Source organism: Nocardia altamirensis NBRC 108246 (genome assembly GCF_001612685.1).
GTDB lineage: Bacteria > Actinomycetota > Actinomycetes > Mycobacteriales > Mycobacteriaceae > Nocardia > Nocardia altamirensis.
The window spans coordinates 175,612-196,784 of record NZ_BDAY01000015.1 but is presented as its reverse complement, the minus strand read 5'-3'; the positions used below and the strand labels follow the sequence as shown (position 1 = coordinate 196,784).

Annotated in this window: 9 protein-coding genes and 1 pseudogene; 6 read left to right on the top strand and 4 right to left on the bottom strand. The window is 68.0% G+C overall.

Annotated elements, in window-relative coordinates:
• Positions 1-10: 10 nt before the first annotated feature.
• A pseudogene (locus NA11_RS10905) lies at positions 11-13,873 on the top strand (amino acid adenylation domain-containing protein); the annotation flags it as partial.
• A 28-nt stretch (positions 13,874-13,901) separates the two neighbouring features.
• On the opposite strand, the gene NA11_RS10900 reads toward NA11_RS10905, so the two are convergent.
• On the bottom strand, positions 13,902-14,462 hold the full coding sequence (locus NA11_RS10900) for a peroxiredoxin-like family protein (RefSeq protein ID WP_069161701.1): 561 nt from the start codon (positions 14,460-14,462) through the stop codon (positions 13,902-13,904).
• A 71-nt stretch (positions 14,463-14,533) separates the two neighbouring features.
• Here NA11_RS10900 and NA11_RS10895 point away from each other — a divergent pair, with 71 nt between their 5' ends.
• A complete protein-coding gene (locus NA11_RS10895; RefSeq protein ID WP_069161700.1) occupies positions 14,534-15,163 on the top strand; it encodes a TetR/AcrR family transcriptional regulator in 630 nt (209 codons plus the stop codon).
• Positions 15,164-15,178: 15 nt separating this feature from the next.
• Here NA11_RS10895 and NA11_RS10890 read toward each other — a convergent pair whose 3' ends face one another.
• The gene (locus NA11_RS10890; protein WP_245745819.1) at positions 15,179-16,318 is read right to left on the bottom strand and encodes a GDSL-type esterase/lipase family protein; all 1,140 of its coding nucleotides are present in this window, start codon (positions 16,316-16,318) and stop codon (positions 15,179-15,181) included.
• A gap of 109 nt (positions 16,319-16,427) precedes the next feature.
• Here NA11_RS10890 and NA11_RS10885 point away from each other — a divergent pair, with 109 nt between their 5' ends.
• On the top strand, positions 16,428-16,901 hold the full coding sequence (locus NA11_RS10885; protein ID WP_069161698.1) for a MarR family winged helix-turn-helix transcriptional regulator: 474 nt from the start codon (positions 16,428-16,430) through the stop codon (positions 16,899-16,901).
• A gap of 14 nt (positions 16,902-16,915) precedes the next feature.
• On the opposite strand, the gene NA11_RS10880 is transcribed toward NA11_RS10885, so the two are convergent.
• Positions 16,916-17,581, bottom strand: coding sequence for a TetR/AcrR family transcriptional regulator C-terminal domain-containing protein (locus tag NA11_RS10880; RefSeq protein ID WP_084654503.1), 666 nt, complete (start codon positions 17,579-17,581; stop codon positions 16,916-16,918).
• Positions 17,582-17,672: 91 nt separating this feature from the next.
• Between NA11_RS10880 and NA11_RS10875 the strand changes: the two genes are divergently transcribed.
• Positions 17,673-18,740, top strand: a complete 1,068-nt coding sequence (locus tag NA11_RS10875; RefSeq protein ID WP_245745818.1) for an NAD(P)-dependent alcohol dehydrogenase — start codon at positions 17,673-17,675, stop codon at positions 18,738-18,740.
• A 15-nt stretch (positions 18,741-18,755) separates the two neighbouring features.
• Here NA11_RS10875 and NA11_RS10870 read toward each other — a convergent pair whose 3' ends face one another.
• On the bottom strand, positions 18,756-19,706 hold the full coding sequence (locus NA11_RS10870; protein ID WP_069161696.1) for a helix-turn-helix transcriptional regulator: 951 nt from the start codon (positions 19,704-19,706) through the stop codon (positions 18,756-18,758).
• A gap of 63 nt (positions 19,707-19,769) precedes the next feature.
• Between NA11_RS10870 and NA11_RS10865 the strand changes: the two genes are divergently transcribed.
• Entirely contained in the window at positions 19,770-20,924 is a 1,155-nt protein-coding gene (locus tag NA11_RS10865) for an epoxide hydrolase family protein (RefSeq protein WP_069161695.1), read from the top strand.
• Between the two features lie 87 nt (positions 20,925-21,011).
• The gene (locus NA11_RS45560) at positions 21,012-21,164 is read left to right on the top strand and encodes a hypothetical protein (protein WP_167837617.1); all 153 of its coding nucleotides are present in this window, start codon (positions 21,012-21,014) and stop codon (positions 21,162-21,164) included.
• Positions 21,165-21,173: the final 9 nt, after the last annotated feature.

Sequence of the window (21,173 nt, the reverse complement as noted above, 5' to 3'; positions counted from 1 at the left end):
GCCCGCCAGTGTGGTGGCCACGCCACGGGACGGCCTCGACCGGCGCGCGGTGGACGGGTCTGCCGGTGTCGCCGAGACGGCCGAGCGCGCGGTGGCGACCGCGGTCGTGCTTGCCGAGCTGCCCGGCGGCGGAGTCGGCACCATGCCGCTCACACCGGTCGTGCGGTGCATGACGCAACGCCCCGATGGGTTCGCCAGGCTCAATCAGACACTCGCGCTGGAGCTTCCGGTCGGCATCGACCGAGCGGGCATCGTCGCGACCGTCGGCGCGGTCATCGATCGGCACGACATGTTGCGGGCGAGCCTGCGTCAGGTGGACCAGGAGTGGGTGCTCGAGACCGCGGCGCCGGGCACCGTCGATGTGGACGCGCGGATCGATCAGACCACCTTCGATGCCGGTGTCGATAGCGCCGGGCTGGTCGAGATCGCCACCGCCGCACTGACTTCCTCGCTGGATCGACTGGATCCGGCTGCGGGCGTTGTCATTCGGTTCGTGTGGCTGGAGCCGTCGAGCAGTGCGCGAGCCGGACGACTGATCGTGGTCGGGCACTATCTGGTGGTCGACGATGTCTCCTGGCGCATCCTGGCGCCGGACTTCGTTGCGGCGTGGCGCAGGCACACGGCCGATGCGGCCACGGAGCAGGCCGCACCGGCCACCTCGATGCGGGCCTGGGCGCATGCGCTCGAGCGGGTGGCGCGCAGCGCCGAACGCGGCGCCGAGCTGGACTACTGGCGTTCGGTGGTGCGCGCGGCCGATCCGCTGCTGACCGAGCGTCCGCTGGATCCGGCGGTCGACACCTCGGACGTCGTCGAGAAGCTGCGGGTCGAGGTCACCGCGGACATCACCGAGGCGCTGCTGACCACGGTCCCCGCCCTGTTCCACGGCGACGTCCAGGATGGTCTGTTGACCGCGTTGGCGTTGGCGACTGTGCAGTGGCGGACCCGCATGGCGGGGGCGCGCGGCGAGGCGGCGCCGCTGCTGTGGCTGGAAGGCCACGGCCGCGTGCCGGATGTCGTGCCCGGTGCTGACCTCTCGCGCACCGTCGGCCGATTCACTGCAAGCTTCCCGGTTCGCTTCGACCTGTCCGGCATCGACGTCGATGCCGCGCTGGCCGGTGGGCCCGCGCTCGGTCAGGCCATCAAGGCGGTCAAGGAGCAACTGCGCGCGGTGCCGGACCACGGCGTCGGTTACGGCCTGCTGCGGCACCTCAATCACGAGACCGCCGCCGAGTTGCCCGCGGCACCGCCGGGGCAGGTGCGCTTCACCTACCGCGGCCGCGTCGCCGCAGGCGAGGGGCTCGACGCTGGCTGGCTCCCCGCTGCCGATCTCGGCGAACTCGATGGCGCCTGTGACGCGTGCCTGCCCGTGACGGCGGCGCTGGACATCAACGCGATCGTGGTCGGCGACAAGCTGATCGCGCACCTCGGCTATCCCTCGACACTGATGGGTGCCGCCGCCGTCCGGGAATTCGGCGCGTTGTGGGTGAGCGCACTGGAAGCGGTTGTCCAGCATGCGAAGTCGCCTGGCTGCGGTGGGCACACGCCGTCGGACTTCCCACTGGTGCGCTGCACGCAGCGCGACATCGACGGCTGGGAGCGGAGTTTCCCTCGGGTCGGCGATATCTGGCCGTTGTCGGCCTTGCAGGCGGGGCTGCTGTTCCAGGCCAGGCTGGCCGCCGCATCGGTGGACGTCTACACCGGCCAGGTAGTGCTGGCATTGACCGGCCAGCTCGATGCGGCCCGGTTGCGTTCGGCAGCACAGGCTTTGGTGGATCGCTACGACATCCTGCGCGTTGCGTTCAGCACTGACCACGATGGCAATCCGGTGCAGCTGGTGCTGGACAGCGTCGAGGTCCCGTGGACCGAGCACGATCGGATCGAGCAGGGCGCCTGCGACGATCTCCTCGCCTCGGACTGTGGCGAACGCTTCGACCTGGCCCAGCCGCCGCTGGTCCGGTTCATGCTGATCCGGAGGACAGGGGAAGCGGCCCGGGGCACCGCGACGGGACCTGAGGACGCCACAGCAGACACCGCGCACTGGCAGCTGGTGGTGTCGTACCACCGCATCCTGCTCGACGGCTGGTCGATGCCGCTGCTCGTGCGTGACCTGCTCGCGCTGTACGCCGCCGACGCGGACACCAGCGCACTGCCTGTGGTGCGCTCCTACCGGCACTTCCTGGAATGGACCGCGCGACAGGATCATTCGGCCTCCCTCGCCGCGTGGACCAGCGCGTTGCGCGGGGTATCCGAGCCGACGCTGCTTGCCAGACCTGATGCCGGGCGGGAGATCACTGCGCAGTCCGGTGTGCACTCCGTCGAGCTCGACGAGTCGGCGACCGCCGGGCTGGCTGCGCTTGCCGCATCGCTGGGCGTCGGCCCGAATACGGTCCTGCAGGTCGCCGTGGCGATCCTCATCGGCCGGATGACCGGTCACGACGATGTGCTGTTCGGCGCCACCGTGTCCGGGCGACCGGCGGAGCTGACCGGCGTGGCGTCGATGGTCGGTCTGCTCGCCAACACCGTGCCGGTGCGGGTGCGGCTCGATCCGGCCGAGACCGTGCGGCGGCTGCTGATCAGGATCCACCGCGAGCAGGCGGAACTGCTCGACCACCAGCACGTCGGCCTCGCGGAGATCCAGTCCGCGGTCGGCGTCGGTGGCCTGTTCGACACGCTGATCGTGTTCGAGTCCGCCCCGCTGGTCGCCGCAGGCATCAGGGAGCAAGTCGCTGCCATCGACGGGATGGCGGTGACCGGCCTCGAGGCGGCTGATGCCACGCATTACCCGGTGACGCTTGTCGCGCAGCTGGCTTCGACGCTGCGGATCCGCGCACGCTACCGGCGCGAGCTGCTCGACGAACAGACCATGCGGCGCATCGCCGATCGCCTGCTCCGGGTGCTGGCCGCGATCACCGCCGAACCCGGTGCACCGGTTGGCGATATCGAGCTGCTCGACACCGCCGAGCGTCGGCTTGTCGTTGCCGAGTGGAATGACACAGCGCACGAGGTGGATTCGGCCGCAACGCTCGTCTCGATGTTCTACGAGCAGGCCGAACGCACCCCCGATGCGACCGCGCTGACCTTCCAGGGGACAGGTCTGGCGCTGGCGTCGTCCGACCGCCCCTCGTCGAGTCGCTTTGTGATGCAGGCCAACCCGTCGCCCGGCCACCATCCCTTGTCAAGTCACTTCGTTGCGCTGTCATATGACGAGTTCGCTGGCCGGGTGAATCAGCTGGCGCGCTGGTTGATCGCCCGCGGTATCGGCCCGGAATCGCAAGTGGCGCTTGGTATGCGGCGCTCCGCCGATCTCATCGTCAGCATGTACGCGGTGCTCGTTGCGGGCGGTGCCTACGTGCCGCTGGATCCGGATCATCCGGCCGAGCGCACGGAATACATTCTGGCCACCGCCGATCCGATGTGCGTGCTGACCTCCGGCGGCGACCTCGGCGTCGATACCGCGCAGGTACGCGTCGACCTGCTCGATCTGAGCGGGCTGTCGGAGGCGCCGATCACCGACGCGGATCGCTGGGCGCCGCTGCGCGCGTCGAGCACCGCGTACGTGATCTTCACGTCCGGTTCGACCGGGCGCCCGAAGGGGGTCGCTGTTCCGCACTCGGCGATCGTCAACCGCCTGGTGTGGATGCAGTCGGCCTACCCGCTCGATGTCACCGACACGGTGCTGCAGCAGACGCAGGCAACCTCCGATGTGTCGGTATGGGAGTTCTTCTGGCCCTTGCAGATCGGTGCCCGCCTGGTGGTCGCCAAGCACGGCGGGCATCGGGATCCGGCGTATCTGGCCGAGCTCATCGGCGCCGAGCGGGTCACCGTCACCCACTTCGTGCCGTCGATGCTGGCGCAGTTCCTGAGTTCGACGGCGTCGGACGCGGGTCCCTCCGCGGTGACGCAAGTTACGGCCGCCGGGCCCGCCACAGCCGCGGCGCGGTGCGCTTCGCTGCGCCTGGTCTTCGCTTCCGGTGCGGTGCTTGCGCCCGAGGATGCGCACCGGCTGCGTGCGCTGACCGGCGCCGCACTGCACAATCTGTACGGACCGACCGAGGCTGCGGTCGACGTCACCCGCCACGAGGTGATCGATGCCGACGCCGACCACGTCCCGATCGGCGCTCCGGTGTTCAACACCCAGGTGTACGTGCTGGATTCGCGGTTGCGGCCGGTTCCGGTCGGTGTTGCAGGTGAGCTGTATGTGGCGGGCAGTCAGTTGGCCCGCGGCTATATCGCCCGGCCGGATCTGACCTGCGATCGGTTCGTGGCGAATCCGTTCGGCACGGGTGCGCGGATGTATCGCACGGGCGATCTGGTCCGATGGGTTCCGGTGGTGCGCGGCGATTCGACGAGGGACGGTGGCTCAGCGGGTGAGGGTGAGCTGGAGTACCTGGGGCGCAACGACTTCCAGGTGAAGCTCGGCGGGGTGCGCATCGAGCTCGGCGAGATCGAGGCCGCGCTTGCCGCGCTGGACGAGATCGCTCAGTCGGTCGTCGTGGTCCGCTCGGATGTGCACAGCGGCGACCAACTCGTCGCGTATGTCGTTGCGGCGCCGAATGTCCGGGTGGACATCGAGCTGCTGTGCGAGGACCTGGCTGAGCGGTTGCCCGCCGACATGGTGCCGTCCGTGGTGATCGAGCTCGACGAGTTCCCGCGCAACGCTTCGGGCAACCTCGATCGGAATGCGCTGCCCGCACCAGTATCCGAGGCAACGGTCTTCCGTGCGCCGACGACAGCGGTGGCGGAGACCGTCGCCGACACCTTCGCCGAGGTGCTCGGCCTGGCGCAGGTCGGCCTCGACGACGACTTCTTCGCGCGCGGTGGTCACTCGTTGACCGCGCTGCGAGTTGCGGCCAAGCTGTCGACCGAGCTGGACATCGACCTGAACGTGGGCGAGCTGTTCGAAAACTCGACGGTGGTCGCGCTCGCGGCGCGGGCGCAGGCGCGTGCCTGCGGCGATGCGCGTGCGGCGCTGGTACCGCAGCAGCGGCCCGCGGTGCTGCCGCTGTCGCTGGCACAGCAGGTGCTGTGGTCGCGCAACCGGCTCGATCCCGCATCGGCCGTTGACACCAGCTCGGTGGCGGTCCGGCTGTCGGGTCTGCTCGACCGGCAGGCGTTGCAGATCGCCGTTGCCGATGTACTGGCCAGGCACGAATCATTGCGCACCTGTTACCCCGAGGTCGACGGCGTCGCACATCAGCAGATAGTCGCCACCGGCGAGGTGATTCCCGACCTGGCTCCGTTCGATGTCACCGAGGCCGAACTGCCAGAACAGCTTTCCGAACTGGCGCGGACCGTGTTCGAGGTGTCCAGCGAGGTGCCTTTCCTGGCAAGACTTTTCGAGACCAGCCCGACCGAGCATGTGCTCGCGCTGGTGGTGCACGCCATCTCGGCCGACGCCGACTCGATGGGCATGCTCGCCCGGGATGTGCTGACCGCCTACGGCGCCCGCGTCGAGGGTGGTGAAGCCGCGTTTCGGCCACTGGAAGTGCAGTACCCCGACTTCGCGCTGTGGCAACGCGGCGTGCTCGGCGTCGAGGACGATCCGGAATCGCTGCTCGCCAAGCAGATCGGGTTCTGGGCGACGTCGTTGCGCGGGCTGCCCGAGCAACTCGATCTGCCCATCGGTCGGCCACGACCTGCGGTCACTTCCGGTCGCGGTGCGACACATGTGTTCGAGATCGACCCCGAAACCCATGGGCTGCTTGCCGACCTCGCGCGCACCAGGGGCGCGACGCTGTTCATGATTGCGCATGCCGCGCTCGCGACGCTGCTTGCCCGGTTGTCCGGTGCGGACGACATCGCGATCGGCACACCGGTCGCTGGTCGTGACGAGCGCACGCTCGACGAACTGATCGGCGCGTTCGCCAACACTGTGGTGCTGCGGACAACGGTCGACGCCGGTGCGACCTTCACCGCTCTGCTGCGCTCGGTGCGCGCCACCGACACCGCCGCGTTCGACCATGCGGACCTGCCGTTCGAGCGGCTGGTCGAGATCCTGCGCCCGGCACGCTCGCAGGCGCGGCATCCGCTGTTCCAGGTGATGCTGTCGTTCCAGAGCCGCGACGAGCGCAGGGTGGAATTGCCGGGGGTCACGGTCAGCGGAGTCGAGCTGCCGGTCGAGGTGGCGCAGGTCGATCTGCGGCTGACGTTGTCGGAGCGGAACGCGGCGCCACCGCACGGTGCTGCGGCCGTCCCGGCCGGGATCAGTGCCGAGTTCGTCTATGCCACGGACCTTTTCGACGAGAAGACGATCGCCGAACTGGGTCAGCGGTTCATTCGACTGCTGAAAGGCGTTGCGGCTGAGCCCGATCGGCCGATCGGCGATCTGGCGCTGCAGAACGAGCGCGAGGCTGAGCAGGGTGTCGAGGTGCCCGCCGCCATGGTGGTGGGCGAGCGCCCCGCGCGAATCCCGCTCGCGCAGTCGCAGCGGCGCTACTGGTTCCTCAACCAGTTCGATACGGCCACTTCGGCGGTCGACAACATCCTGTTGGCCGTGCGGCTGTCGGGCAGCCTCGACGTGGCCGCGCTGACGGAAGCGACCGGCGATGTGATCGCTCGCCACGAAGTGCTGCGCACCACCTATCCGTGGTCGGTGGACGGCCCGCACCAGGTGATTCAGCCCGCGGCGCAGGCCGCGCTCACGCCGGTCGATGTCACCGAGGACGAATTGTCGGGCAAGGTCATCGCTTTCGCGCAGACCACCTTCGACGTCACGGCCGAGGTACCGCTGGCCGTTGCGCTGTTCCGGACAGCGTCGGATGAGCATGTGCTCGCATGCACCGTGCACCAGGTGACCGCCGATGGATCGTCGTTCGGCGCGCTGGCCCGAGACCTGATGGCCGCGTACGTCGCTCGTGGTGCGGGCGAGGCGCCGCAATGGCAGCCGCTGCCGGTGCAGTACGCCGACTACACGATGTGGCAGTGCGCGAGGCTCGGAGCCGAAGACGATCCGGAAGCACTGGCCGCACAGCAGATCGCATACTGGCAGACCGCGCTCGCAGGGTTGCCCGATCAGTGGGAGCTGCCCACCGATCGGCCGCGCCCGCCCGTGCAGTCGTTCCAGAGCAAAGCAATTCGCTTCGAAATCTCTCCGGAACAGCATGCGCGCCTGCACGACCTTGCCAACACGGGCAACGCGTCGCTGTTCATGGTGCTGCATGCGGCGTTGGCCGTGCTGCTCGCGCGCATGTCCGGCGCCGACGACATCGCGATCGGCACGCCGATCGCGGGCCGGACGGAACGCGAACTCGACGACCTGATCGGCAGGTTCGACAACACCCTGGTGTTGCGCACCATGGTCGAGCCGGGTGCTCGGTTCGTCGATCTGCTCGCCGACGTCAAGGAGCGGGACCTGGCGGCGTTCGCGAACGGCGATGTGCCGTTCGAACGCCTCGTCGAGATCATCGACCCGGTGCGCTCGACCGCGCGCAATCCGCTGTTCCAGGTGGGCCTTTCGTACCAGCACCCGGCCGAGACCAGCATCGAACTGCCAGGTCTCACGGTGCGCGCGCACACCGTCGACGCGCGGCAGGCCAGGACCGACCTGCATCTCACACTGGACGACCGATACACCGCAGACGGCGTGCCCGCCGGGATCAGCGCCGAATTCGGTTATGCCACCGACCTGTTCGACGAAGATACAGTGCGCGGCTTCGCCGATCGGCTCGTCCGGGTGCTCGACGCCGTCGTCGCCGACGCCACCGTCGCGGTCGGTGCGATCGACCTGCTTGCGGCGGCGGAGACCGACCGGATCCTGACCACGTGGAACGACACCGCGCACGCGGCCGATACGGACGCGACACTGGTGTCGGTGCTGGCCGCCACGGTCGCGGCGACTCCGGATGCGGTGGCGTTGGTCGCCGACACGCCGACCGGCCTGGTCGAGCTGGCCTACGCCGAGCTGGACACACAGGTAAACCGACTGGCGCGGTACTTGATCGAACGTGGCGTCGGCCCGGAAGACCGGGTGGCGCTGGCGATCCGGCGGTCCATGGATCTGGTGGTCGCGATGTTCGCGGTCGCGACATCGGGCGCGGCGTATGTGCCGATCGATCCGGATCAGCCTGCCGAGCGGATCAGTGACCTCCTGGCGGCCGTGGCGCCGGTATCCGTGCTGACCACCGGTCGGGACGGGTTCCTCAGCGCGACAGCCGATGTCGTGCAGATCGACACGCTGGATCTGTCCGGGTTCGCGTCGGTGCCGGTGACAGCCGCGGAGATGCGTGGTGCGTTGACCCCGGCCAACACCGCCGCGGTGATCTTTGCGCCCGATTCGGCCGGTCAGCTCAGCGGCGTTGCCGTCCCGCACGCCGCGATCGTCAACCAGTTGCAGTGGCAGGTAGCGACCTTCGGCCTCGGCCTCGGCGCCGAAGACGTGATCGTCCTGAAGACCGCAGCGACAGCTGCCCTGTCGGTATGGGAGTTCTGGTCGGCGGCGGTATCGGGTGGCCGCCTCGTGCTTTCGGCTGCCGACGGCCACCGTGATCCGGCATACCTGAACGAACTGATGCGCAACACCGGGGTCACCACGCTGTATGCGGCGCCGTCGCTGCTGGATTCGCTGCTCACCGAGTCCGGTGGCCGGATGCCCCCGTCACTGCGCAGGGTGCTGACCGCCGGCGCGGTGCTGCCCGCGACGACCGCACAACGGTTCCAGCGCACCAACTCTGCGGATATTGGCAACGCGTCGCTGTATCACCTCTACGGCGCGACGGAGGCAGCGGTTTCGGTCACCAGCCACCTGGTGACCGATGCCGACCAAGTCTCGGTACCGCTCGGTGTGCCGGGATCGAACAGCCGGGTCTATGTGCTGGACGCCAGGCTCCGGCCGGTTCCGGTCGGTGTATCCGGTGAGTTGTACCTGGCGGGTGCGCAGTTGGCGCGTGGCTATTTCGGTCACGCGGCGCGCACCGCCGAGCGGTTCGTCACCGATCCGTTCGGCGTGCCGGGTGCTCGCATGTATCGCACCGGCGACCTGGTGGCGTGGGATGCCAACGGGGAGCTGAATTACCGGGGCAGTGAGCAGGCCAGGAAGGCGTTGCCGGAGCGGATGCTCGAGCAGGCGGTGTTCCGTGCGCCGGTCACGCCGATCGAGCAGATCGTGGCGAATATCTTCGCCGAGGTGCTGCGGACCCCCGATCAGCGCGCGCAGGAGCGACCCGACACAGGGGTCGGCAGCGCCGAACGGTTCGGACTCGACGACGACTTCTTCGCACGGGGCGGCACCTCGCTGCTGGCCACGCAGGTCGCCGCGCGCCTCGGTGCCGTACTGAACACACGGGTGCCGGTGCGGTTGCTGTTCGAGGCGCCGACCGTTGCCGCGATGGCGGTGCGGGTCGCCCAGCGGACCGATGCGGCCGGACGCGCTGCGCTGGTGGCTGCACCACGGCCGGAACACCTTCCACTGTCGCTCGCACAGCAGCGCGTGTGGTTCCTCAATCGGTGCTATCAGGACTCGGCCGCGGACAACGTGCCGATCGCGGTGCGGTTGACCGGTGCGCTCGATGTCGCCGCGCTGCGGTCCGCGATCGGGGATCTGGTGAGCAGGCACGAGATCCTGCGCACGATCTACCCGCAGACCGACGCGGGTCCGGTACAGGTAGTCCTCCCGCCCGCCCAGGCGGTGCCGCGGGTCGAGGTGCGGGTGGTTTCCGCCGCGGATATCGAATCCGCCGTGGTGGCACTGACTTCGACGCTGTTCGACGTCACCACCGAAGTGCCGGTGAAGGTCGCGCTGTTCCAGATCGCCGGGGAGACAACGGGCGTCACCGAGCCGTCGGCCGCGGTCGAGTATGTCCTGGCGATGGTGCTGCACCACCTCTGCGGTGACAGTTCCTCGTTCGGGCCACTGACGCGGGATCTGCTGATCGCCTACGCGGCGCGCTCGGCAGGAGCGGCGCCGAACTGGGCTCCGCTTGCGGTGCAGTACGCCGACTACAGCTGCTGGCAGCGTGCGCTGCTGGGTAGTGCGGACGACGCGGAGTCGTTGGCGGCCGAGCAGAGCGCCTACTGGCGCGGCGCGCTCGCCGGGCTGCCCGATCGGGTGGATCTGCCTGCGGACCGTCCGCGTCCGGCAGTGCGGTCCTTCGCAGGCGGCAAGGTTGGCGTGCGGCTCGACGCCGTGACCCATGCGGCGTTGCTCGAGCTCGCGCGGACCGAAAACACGACGCTGTTCACCGTCGTGCACACCGCGCTCGCGGTGCTGTTGGCCCGGTCGTCGGGCACCGGCGACCTCGCCATCGGCACGCCGACGGCGGGTCGAGGCGAGCAGGTCCTCGACGACCTGATCGGCATGTTCGCGAACACGGTGGTGCTCCGCAGCCGCATCGACGGCGCGGCGGCGTTCACCGAACTGCTTGCACGGCAGTCCGATACCGACATTCAGGCGTTCGTCAACGCTGAGCTGCCGTTCGCCCGGCTGGTCGAGGTGCTCGACCCGGAGCGCTGCACCGCACGGCATCCGCTGTTCCAGGTGGGGCTGGCGTTCCAGAACCCGGCGCAGGCCGGGCTGGAGCTGCCGAACCTGACGGTGGCGGGGTTGGATATCGGCACCGAGCACACCCAGTTCGACCTTTCGCTGACCGCCACTGAGCGTTACAGCGATGCTGGTGTGCCGGAAGGCATTACCGGAGTCTTCACCTATGCCACCGATATCTTCGATCGGAATACGGTGCAGGGCTTCGCCGATCGGTTCGTGCGACTGCTCGATGCGATTATTGCCGCGCCGCGCACCGCGGTGGATGACATCGAGCTGCTCGATGCCGCTGAACGGACCGCGTTGGTGTCGGGGCGTAATGCGACCGACTACGCGGTGGATTCGACGGCCACGCTGGCGTCGTTGCTCGACGCGAGCATCGCGGCGGGGCCGAAGGAAGTCGCGCTGGTCACCGAGGACGGCGCGTCGGTCACTTACGGTGAACTCGATGCGCGGGTGAATCGTCTTGCGCGGCATTTGATTGCGTTGGGTGTGGGCCCGGAGTCGCGGGTGGTGCTTGCGTTGCGGCGGTCGGTGGATCTGATCGTGGGTATGTATGCGGTGGTGAAGTCCGGTGGTGCGTATGTGCCGGTGGATCCGGACGAGGCTGCTGAGCGCACGAATTACATCCTCGAGACCGTGGCGCCGGTGTGTGTGCTGACGAACGTCGATGCCGGGTTCGATTCCGATATCGCACCCGTGGTGCTCATCGACGTGGTCGCGTTGTCCGAGCTGGACAAGACGCCGGTCACGGACATGGATCGGGTTGCGCCGCTGCGGGCTTCGAATACGGCGTATGTGTTGTTCCCGGTAGGACAGCCGCAGGGGGTCGTGGTTTCGCATGCTGCGGTCGTGAATCAGTTGCAGTGGCAGGTGACCGAGTTCGGGCTCGATGCTGCTGATGCGTTTGTGTTGAAGACTGCTGCGACGGCGGATGTTGCGGTGTGGGAGTGCTGGTCGGCGGCGGTGTGTGGTGGTCGTCTGGTCATCGCCGGTCCGGATGGTCATCGAGATCCGGCGTACCTCAACGAGCTGATGGCTACCGAGTGGGTTACCACGTTGCATGTGGAGCCGTCGATGCTCGATGCGTTGACCGCTGGTGCGTTCCCGAACTCGCTGTGGCGGGTGCTGGTCCTCGGCGAGGCGTTGCCGGGCGCAGTGGCACAACGGTTCCTGCGTGATCACGCTCGTACCGAGCTGTTCAACCTCTACGGCCGGACCGAGGTCGCGGTCTCGATCACGAGTCACCGAGTGAGCGCGGCGGATAAAGCCTCGGTGCCCATCGGCGTACCCGAGTGGAACAGTCAGGTCTATGTGCTGGATTCGCGGTTGCGGCCGGTGCCGGACGGCGTGCCCGGTGAGTTGTACTTGGCCGGTGCACAACTCGCGCAGGGCTACGTCGATCACGCGGCACTGACCGCGGATCGGTTCGTGGCCAACCCGTTCCAGCCGGGTGCCCGGATGTATCGCACCGGTGACCTGGTGGCCTGGAACGCCGACGGTGAGCTGGACTATCGGGTTCGTACCGATGGCGCGCCGCAGATCGGTGATTCCCGAATCACGCAGGCGGCTCCGGTGTTCCGTGCACCGTCGACGCCGATCGAGAAGCTCGTGGCCTCGGTGTACACCGAGGTGCTCGGTGTCGAACGCGTCGGTGCCGATGACGACTTCTTCGATCTCGGCGGTACCTCACTGCTGGCCACCCAGGTCGTTGCGCGTCTCGGTGCGGCGTTGGATGCTGAGCTGCCGGTGCGGGTGCTGTTCGCGGCGTCCTCCGTTGCCGGTCTCGCGGTGGAGGTCGAGCAGTACGCCGGTGACCATCCGGTGGCTGCCTTCCCGGCCGAGCCGTCGGCGGAGCGCGGCCACGAGGCAGCGCTGGTGGCGTGGGCGACCGCGCTCGACGGCGTCACCGAGCCGACTCAGCTTGCACCGCAACCGCGTACGGCCGAGCAGTACGAGATCGGCGAGCTGGTCGTCGAGGTCGACGTCGACCGCACCCGTCAACTCGCCGAGCAGGCCACTGAACTCGGCGTCACGATGCCGACGCTGGTGCAGGCGGCCTGGGGCATCCTGCTCGGACGGCTCACCGGCCGTGGCGATGTGGTGTTCGGCGCTACCGTGTCCGGGCGATCCGGCGCGGCGTCGATGGTCGGTCTGTGCACCGTGCCGGTGCGGCTGCGGATCGACGAGCGCCAAAGCATCGGCAAACTGCTGGAGCGGTTGCAGCGCGATCAGACCGAGCTGCTCGAGCACCACCACATCGGTCTCACCGATATCCAGCGGGTTGTCGGCCACGGCGCGCTGTTCGACACCCTGGTGGTGTTCGAGTCCGTGCCGACGGACCGGGACGCGATGTCGGTAGCGTCCGCCGACGAGTCGTCGACGGCCGACAACGCGCTGCACTACCCGTTGACAGTGGCGGTGACCGCCGCGGACACCCTCGAGCTGACGCTGAAGTATCTGAGCAGCCGGTTCACCGCCGACGACGTGGAAACCCTTGCTGCCAGGCTGGTTCGGGTGCTCGACGCGCTGGCAGGCGATCCGGACCGGCTCGTCGGTGACATCGACATCCTCGATGCCGGCGAGCGGGCCCGGCTGCTCGCCGAATCCACCAGCACCGCAACGGTTGCCAACCCGGATGCGGCGAGTCGAGTCGGGGCGCGCACGGTCGCCAGGGTGCTCGCCGAAGTGGTGGAGGAGGACCCCGATGCGCCCGCGTTGCTCGACGACAGCGACGAAATCCCGTACCAGGTACTGGATCGCCGCTCCGCACAGCTGGCTCGGGTGCTCATCGATCGTGGCGTCGGCCCCGGCGACACTGTCGCCGTAGCACTGCCACGCTCCGTGGACACCACCGTCGCGATCTGGGCCGTCCAGAAGGCAGGCGCGGCATGCCTGTTCGCCGCGGACCTCACCGCGGCCGAGATGGCCGCCGCCGGAGCCGGTTTCGGGATCACCATGAACCCGGACCCGGACAGCGATATCCGCTGGCTGGTGCCGTCCGATCGGCAGGTCCAGCAGGACCTGGCCGCGGCTGCGCCGCACCCGGTCTCGTACGCGGACCGAGTCCGCCCCCTCGGCGAAGACCATCCGGCCTTCGTCGTCCCCGCTGCGGGCGAGATCGTCACGCTGTCCCAGGCCGAGGCGCTGGCCAACGCCGAGCAGATCCGAGCCCACTACGCAATCACCTACGAATCCACCACCTACACCACGGCAACCACCGGCCGCGCTGCGCTCCTCGAGTTCCTGGCCTCCGCCACCGCAGGCGCCCTCTCGGTCCTTCCCTCCGGCGGCCCCCACCTCGACGACCTCACCGACGGCGAGGTCACCCACTGGTTCGTCGCCCCAGGCGACCCGACAGACGCACCCACCGATCTAACGATCGTCACTGCGGAGTAGGACCCCTCGAACCACACCGCAGGTCGATTCACGGCGTGACCTTCGAAGCCGTTGCGACGGTGAGGAGTTCGTCGACGGACCACTGGTCGTAGGCGTGGGTGCCGTGTTTGGCGGCCAGGACGTGGCCGGTGGGGGCGATGAGGAAGTCGGCGGGCAGGCCGAGGCGGCCGCCTTCGGGAGTGGTCGGGGGTGCCGGTTGTTTCTTGCGAAGGGTGGCCAGGGCGTCGTTGGTGACGCCGCGAAGGATGGCAGGCCAGGTTCTGGGGTTGAGGAGGGCCCTCGGGGCGGATTCGACGCCGAACTCGCGGTACAGGTCTCGGCCGGGGTCGGGGATGGCAGGAAAGGGGAGGTCGTCGGTGTACTTGCGGAGTTCTGTTGCGCTGGAATGGAATACGACGACTTCGCGAATACCGGCTGCGGTGATCTCGGGGAGGCGGGTGACGATCGAGCGCAGGTGCAGGTTACAGACGGGGCAGCCTGCGAAGCGGCGGAATTGTAGGTGGATGAGGTGGTCGGGGTCCGGTACCTGAACCGCGGTGCCGTCGGCGGCGATCAGCGTGCGGGCGGAGACGGTGGTCGGCAGTGACATACAGATTCCTTTCGTAGGTGTACGTAGTACGCCTACGTCTAGTATGCGCGTACCTTGTACGCTGTCAACCCATGCCACGTCCTCGTTCGCTCACCCAGGAAGATCTGTCGGCGGCTGCGCTCGCGGTCATCGACCGTGACGGTCTGGCCGCGCTGACGATGCGCGCGGTCGCCAAAGAGCTCGGCTTGGCCACCATGGGGCTGTATCGCTATGTCGCAGACCGGGAAGCGCTCGAGATACTGGTGGTCGATCGGATCTTCGCCGACATCGAGGCGACGTTGCCGCCCGAAATGCCATGGCGCGAACGGATATCGACACTGCTGCAGCGGATGTGCGCCGCAGTGTCGAAGCATCCGGAGACGGTGCCGCTCGTGCTGCGGCATCGTCAGTCGACGGCAGCGTCGCTCGGGCTGATCGAGACGATGCTGTCGGCGCTGACGGAGGGTGGCTTCGTCGGTCGCGATCGGCTGATCGCGCAGCGCACGCTCATCGCGTTCCTGTTCGGCTTCTTGCAGAACGAGCACTACGCCTCGCTCGCCGGGCCTGGCACCGCAACGATGGCACACCTGGCGGTCGAGGACTACCCGCTGGTTGCGGCAACGGCAGCCCAGGCGCGGACGATCCCGGCTTCGGAGGAGTTTCGCGACGGACTCGCTGTCGTGCTGCGCGGCCTGGCTCCTCGGGGCCACCCTCGGTCCTGAGGAGCCAGTCGGGGCTCAGCGGAAAAGTGCTGCGGTGTCGACGGATTCGGCCATCACCCGGTGGCCTGCGTCGTTGAGGTGCATGCCGTCGCCGGAGTCGAGGTCTGGGCGGATGAAATCAGGCCGCGCCGGGTCGGCGACGGCGGCGGCGACGTCGAAGATCGAGTCGAAAACGTCGGTGCCGCGGATCCATTCGTTGACCTGGCGGCGGGTCGCCTGGGTTTCGGCAATGGGCATACCTTCGTAGATGCAGCCCGCGTAGGGCCCGATGGTGGCGGCGTGGATGGTGAGACCCGCGGCGTGCGCGCGGCGGGCCAGCTCGGTGTAGCCCGCGATCAGTTCGTCGGCCGTGGCGGGCGGCTGGTCGGCCATGCCGCCGAGGATGAGGTCGTTGATGCCGAAGTTGATCACAACCGCGGTGGCGCCGGGGACGGAAAGGACGTCGCGGCTGAACCGGTCGAGCCCTGGTACGCCGATCTCGTTGGTCAGCAGGCGGTTTCCGCCGATGCCCTGGTTGACGGCCCAGCCGCGCGGCAGCCGTTCGCTGAGCACATCCACCGAACGGCGGTTCGCGCCGATGGTCGACCCGACGCCCTCGAACCAGGAGTCGCCGAACGCCACGACAACCGGGACATCCACGGGGGCAAGCACATCGACGCCGGTGACGAAGAATCGGGACGGCACCTCGTCGGTGGCGGTCAGATCCGGTGCCGAGGTGACGTCTCCTGGTGCGACGTAGGCGATTTCGGTGGCCTGATGGGAGTAGGTCGCCAGCCCGGTCTCGCCGGGCAGATACAGGCTCAGTGTCACATCGGTGCCCGCGGCGACCGCGAGCTGGACCGCGTCGGAGACCACTTCGCCGCCCGCGGGGATGCTGACCTGTGCGGCGCCGTCGAAGGTCAGCGCGGTGTCGGTCTCGGTGATGATCGCGCTGCCTGATTTGCGGAGCGCGAGTTTGGCGGCGCCGATGACCAAGGGGGCGTGCCCGAAACGGTTGGTGAGGCGGATCCGGAGTTGCTCGCCGCCGCCGGCCAAATGCAGCACCTGGCGGACGGTCTCGTCGGCGAAGGCGCGCGGTTGGGTCAGCTTGATCTGTTCGTCCGGGCTGATGACCGCGGAACGGAAACCGGCGACCCAGTGGGTGGTGTCAGACATCGAGCACTCCATTAGTTGACGCGAGGAATATTGCGTAGTCATGTTTTTACAACAGAGTATTCCTCATGTCAACTATCCTCATGTCAATCATCTCGGGTAGATTGGCCTCATGGACGCGACGGACCTCTTCGATGACCCACGGCTGACCACGATGGGCCTGCTCTTCGAGGCGCACGAGGGCGTGGTCGGCAGGTTGGCGCCGGTCTGGAAGACGCACGGACTGTCCGGGCTCGACATGAATGCGCTGATGCGCCTGAGTCGTTCGCCGCGGCGGCGACTGCGCATGTCCGATCTGGCTGCGCAGACCAGGCTGTCGACGAGCGGCGTGACCCGGCTGGTGGATCGGCTGGCGCGGGCGGGACTGGTGGAGCGCGAGCTCGACCCCGGCGATCGGCGCAGTGCGTACGCGGTGCTGACCGATGCTGGCGCGGTGCGGCTCGCGGAGGCGCTGCCGGACTATCTGGCCGCCGTCGAGCGCTGGTTCACCGGATTGTTGACGCCCGCGCAACTCGATGCACTGATCGCCGCGTTGCGCATTGTTCGCGATGCCGCCAATCCGGAGGCGACGATCGGCATCGAATGATCGACTCGGCGGCGTCAGCCGCCGGTCAAGAGGCGTTCGAGCCCGTCGAGGATCAGGTTTAGGCCGAAGTCGAAATCGGCTATGCCCGTGTGCTCTCCGTCGATCACCAACTGTGACAGCGCATTCATGTACGGAAATTCGTCGGCGGGGATGCGCGGCAGGAACTGTGTTGCCGCTGCGGCATATTCGTCCGGCTGCAGCGGGAAGTTCACCTCCTGCAAGGTGAATCCGTAGATGTGGCTGTCCATCGCGTTCCATGCGCGATCGGCCTGCTGGTAGGAGAAGCCTGCCGTGCGCAGGCAGCCGAGGGTGGCGTCGATGTAGTGGAGCATGGCGGGGCCGACATTGAGTCGGGAGCCGATGAGTCCGGTGGCCCATGGATGCCGCAGCAGTACCTCGTGCGCCGATGTCGCCCGCGCCCGCATGGCCGCCTTCCACTCCTCGTCGATCGTGGGGGCGGCCATCTCGGCGACCACCAGATCGGCGATGCCGTCGAGCAGGTCGTCCTTGTTGGCGACGTGGTTGTACAGCGACATCGCCTCGACGCCGAGCGTCTGCGCGAGTTTGCGCATCGACAGGGCGGCAAGTCCCTGCTCGTCGGCGAGTCGAATGGCGGTGTGCAGCACCTTTTCCCGGTTGAGCGGCGGGCGCGAGGTGCCGTTGGCTGAGGTCTTGGCCATGAGCTCTTTCGGTTGACGGACTTACGGTGTAAGTGTACCGTCCGAGGTGAGATACTTACGCTGTAAGTGCCGTGTTAGCGAGGAAAAACCCATGTCCGAGGCTCAGCGCTCGCAAACGACTCCGCGCCTTGAATCAGCAGGCAGTCCTGAATTGACCACGTCACCGCAGCCGGCCAGTGCCGACGCGATGGCGGCGGTCGTCGCGCCGCAGTACGGCACGAGTGCGGTGCTTCGCACCGAGGTCGTCGATCGGCCCAACCCGCGCGTCGACGAGGTGCTGGTGCGAGTCCGCGCCGCCGCGGTCTGCCAGGGCGACGTGCACCTGCTCACCGGCAAGCCCTACCTGCTGCGGCTCGGGTTCGGGCTGCGCAGGCCGAAAGACCCGATCATCGGCCACGATCTGGCGGGCGAGGTGGTGGCGGTCGGCCGCGACGTCACCGAATTCCGGCCGGGTGACACCGTGTTCGGTTCTGTGAACTCCGGCGCCTTCGCCGAATACGTCTGCGTTTCGTCGCGACGGCTGGCGGCAACCCCGGCCGGGTTGACCATCGAAGAGGCTGCGGCCCTCCCGGATTCGGGGATGACCGCCCTACAAGGGTTGCGCGACACCGGCGGACTCGGCGCAGGACAGTCGGTGCTCATCAACGGTGCATCCGGCGGCGTCGGCAGCGCCGCGGTGCAGATCGCCAAGGCGCTCGGCGCCGAAGTGACCGCCGTCTGCAGCACGCGTCACGTCGAGGCGGTCCGGGCGCTCGGAGCCGACCAGGTAATCGACTACACCACTGAAGATTTCGCCGCCACCGACCGTCGCTACGACGTGCTGTTCGACCTGGCAGGCAACCGCTCGCTGCGCGACTACCGCAAGGTGCTCGCCCCTAAGGGTGTCTTCGTTTCCTCGGCGGCCGCGCCGGATGCCGACTGGATCGGCCCGGTCGTCTGGATGGCAAAGGTCATGCTGGCCAACCTGTTCACCAGCCGCAGGCTCGCCGTGCTGCTCATGAGCCCACGCCGGGAGGATCTGGAATTTCTCGCCGAGCTGGCCGCGACCGGCAAGTTCCGGCCACTCATCGAGAAGCGATATCCGGTCGCGCAGGCGGCAGCGGCGGTGCAGCATGTCGCCGACGGGCATGCCCAGGGCAAAACGGTGCTCGCGATCTGATCGCGGTGGCGCCGATCAGTCGACCGAATTCGACAGCCGGGCAGCGAGTTCGCGGAGGTGGGTGATGAACTCGGGCGGCTCGTGCACCCGAAACGGATAGCCGAAGCTGGCGACGAAGATTGCCAGTTCATCGAGGGAGTTGGATCCCGTTCGTAATAGGCAGGTTTCGGCGTCAACGGCCTCGATGGCCCCGACGGTCGGCGCGATCCGCTCGGCGGCGACCTCGGCAGGAACCCTGAGGGTGATCCTGGCGACGTACCGGTACGGCGAACTCGAAACTCCCCGCGAGACATAGCCGGACAGGTCGACATCGGGCGCTTCGCGCGGGGTGAAGCGCGGTCCGGTCGGGATGCGGGGATGCAGCCGGTCGACGCGGTAGGTGCGCCAGTCGGCGCGATCGACGTCCCAGCCGATCAGGTACCAGCGACGGCCGGTGTGCGCCAGCCGATGTGGCTCGGTGACGCGCAACGACGTTGCCCCGTCATGACTTCGGTAGTCGAAGCGAAGGCGGTGACTGTCCCTGATCGTGCCCGCGATCGCGGTGAGGGTATCCGGATCGACGGTCGGCCCGCCTGCCTGCACCACGACGGTGGCCGATTGCAGCACGCTCACGCGGTGCCGCAGGCGCGACGGCAGCACCTGCTCCAGCTTGGTGAGGGCACGCAGCGAACTGTCCTCGATGCCGGTGATGGTGCCGCCCGCGGCGGTGCGCAGCCCGATCGCGACCGCCACCGCCTCGTCGTCGTCGAGCAGCAGCGGTGGCAGTTTCGCGCCTGCGCCGAGTCGATAGCCCGCGACACCGGCGGTGGCTTCCACCGGATAGCCGAGGTTGCGCAGCTTGTCGATGTCGCGGCGCACGGTGCGGACATCGACCTCGAGGCGTTCGGCCAGGTCGGTGCCGGTCCAATCGCGGGGCGTCTGCAGGAGCGACAACAGCCGAAGCAGCCGTGCGGAGGTTTCCAACATGAGTTTCAGTCTGCCGGAAAGCTAGGGCGGAAGCTGTCCTAGGTAGGTCATATCGTCGTATTCATGAGCAACGAGATCCACGAATTCCGCATCGACATCCCGCAGCAGCAGCTCGACGACCTGCGTGCCCGACTCGACGGCGCGCGCCTGCCCGCGCCGCTGCCCGGTGACGGCTGGGACACCGGCGTGCCGACCACCTGGCTGCGCGACATGGTCGACTACTGGCGCACCGAGTACGACTGGCGCGCGGCCGAGGCCGAGCTCAACACTTTTCCGCAGTACACCACCGACATCGACGGGCAGACGATCCACTTCCTGCACGTCCGTTCGCCGCACGACGGGGCGCTGCCGCTGCTGATGACGCACGGCTGGCCTGGCTCGGTGGCCGAGTTCCTCGACGTGATCGGCCCGTTGACCGATCCTGCCGCCCATGGCGGCGACCCGAAAGACGCCTTCCACCTGGTGATTCCGGCGCTACCGGGCTTCGGCTTCTCGGGTCCGGTGACGGAGACGGGTTGGACGGTTCAACGCATCGCCGCAGCGTGGGCCGAGCTCATGCACCGGCTCGGCTACGAGCGTTACGGCGTGCAGGGCGGTGACATCGGTGCGGCGGTGAGCCCTGAGGTCGGCCGCACCGCTCCGGAACATGTTGCGGGCGTGCACGTCAACGGCGGACCCGGCCCCATGCCGCCGTTGCCGCTGGCCGAGGACGAGTTCGCGAGCCTGACCGCGGTAGAGCAGGATCGGGTCCGCCGGATCGAGGCGTTCATGCAGGAAGAGTTCGGCTACATCGCGATTCAGTCGACTCGTCCGCAAGCGCTGGCGTACGGGCTGGTGGATTCGCCGGTGGGACAGCTCGCCTGGATCATGGACAAGTTCCGTGAGTGGACGTATCCGCGAAACATCGACCCGGACAAGATCATTGCGCGGGATCGGCTGCTGACCAACGTGATGTTGTACTGGCTCACCGCAACCGCGGGTTCGGCGGCGTACGTCGGCTACGCCCATGCAGGCGGCTGGGGCACTCCGCAGGTGAACTCCGGCGTGCCCACCGGCGTCATCGTCTTCGCGCACGACATCGGGATCCGGCGCTACTCCGAACCGGAGCACACGATCACCCGCTGGGTCGAGGCCGACAGCGGCGGTCACTTCGCGGCGCTGGAAGAGCCCGCACTGCTGACGGCCGACATCAGGGAGTTCTTCCGCGATCTGCGCTGAAACGCGAAGTCCGTTGGCCTGTTCCGGCATGTCGTTGCCGGAACAGGCCGACAATCAGTGCAGCAGGACTGTCGGTGAGGTGCGGCCATGGACAAACCGAGACCATTGACCCAGGAACACCGGGAAGAATTCTGGCGCCGCTGTGGCTGGTCGCCGGATCTCCCGGAGGCCGAGCGCGTGGCGCTCGAACGGACCTGGGACGACGAAGCGATCGACATGGCGGAGCTTTTCGGCTGGTAGCCCGCGAAC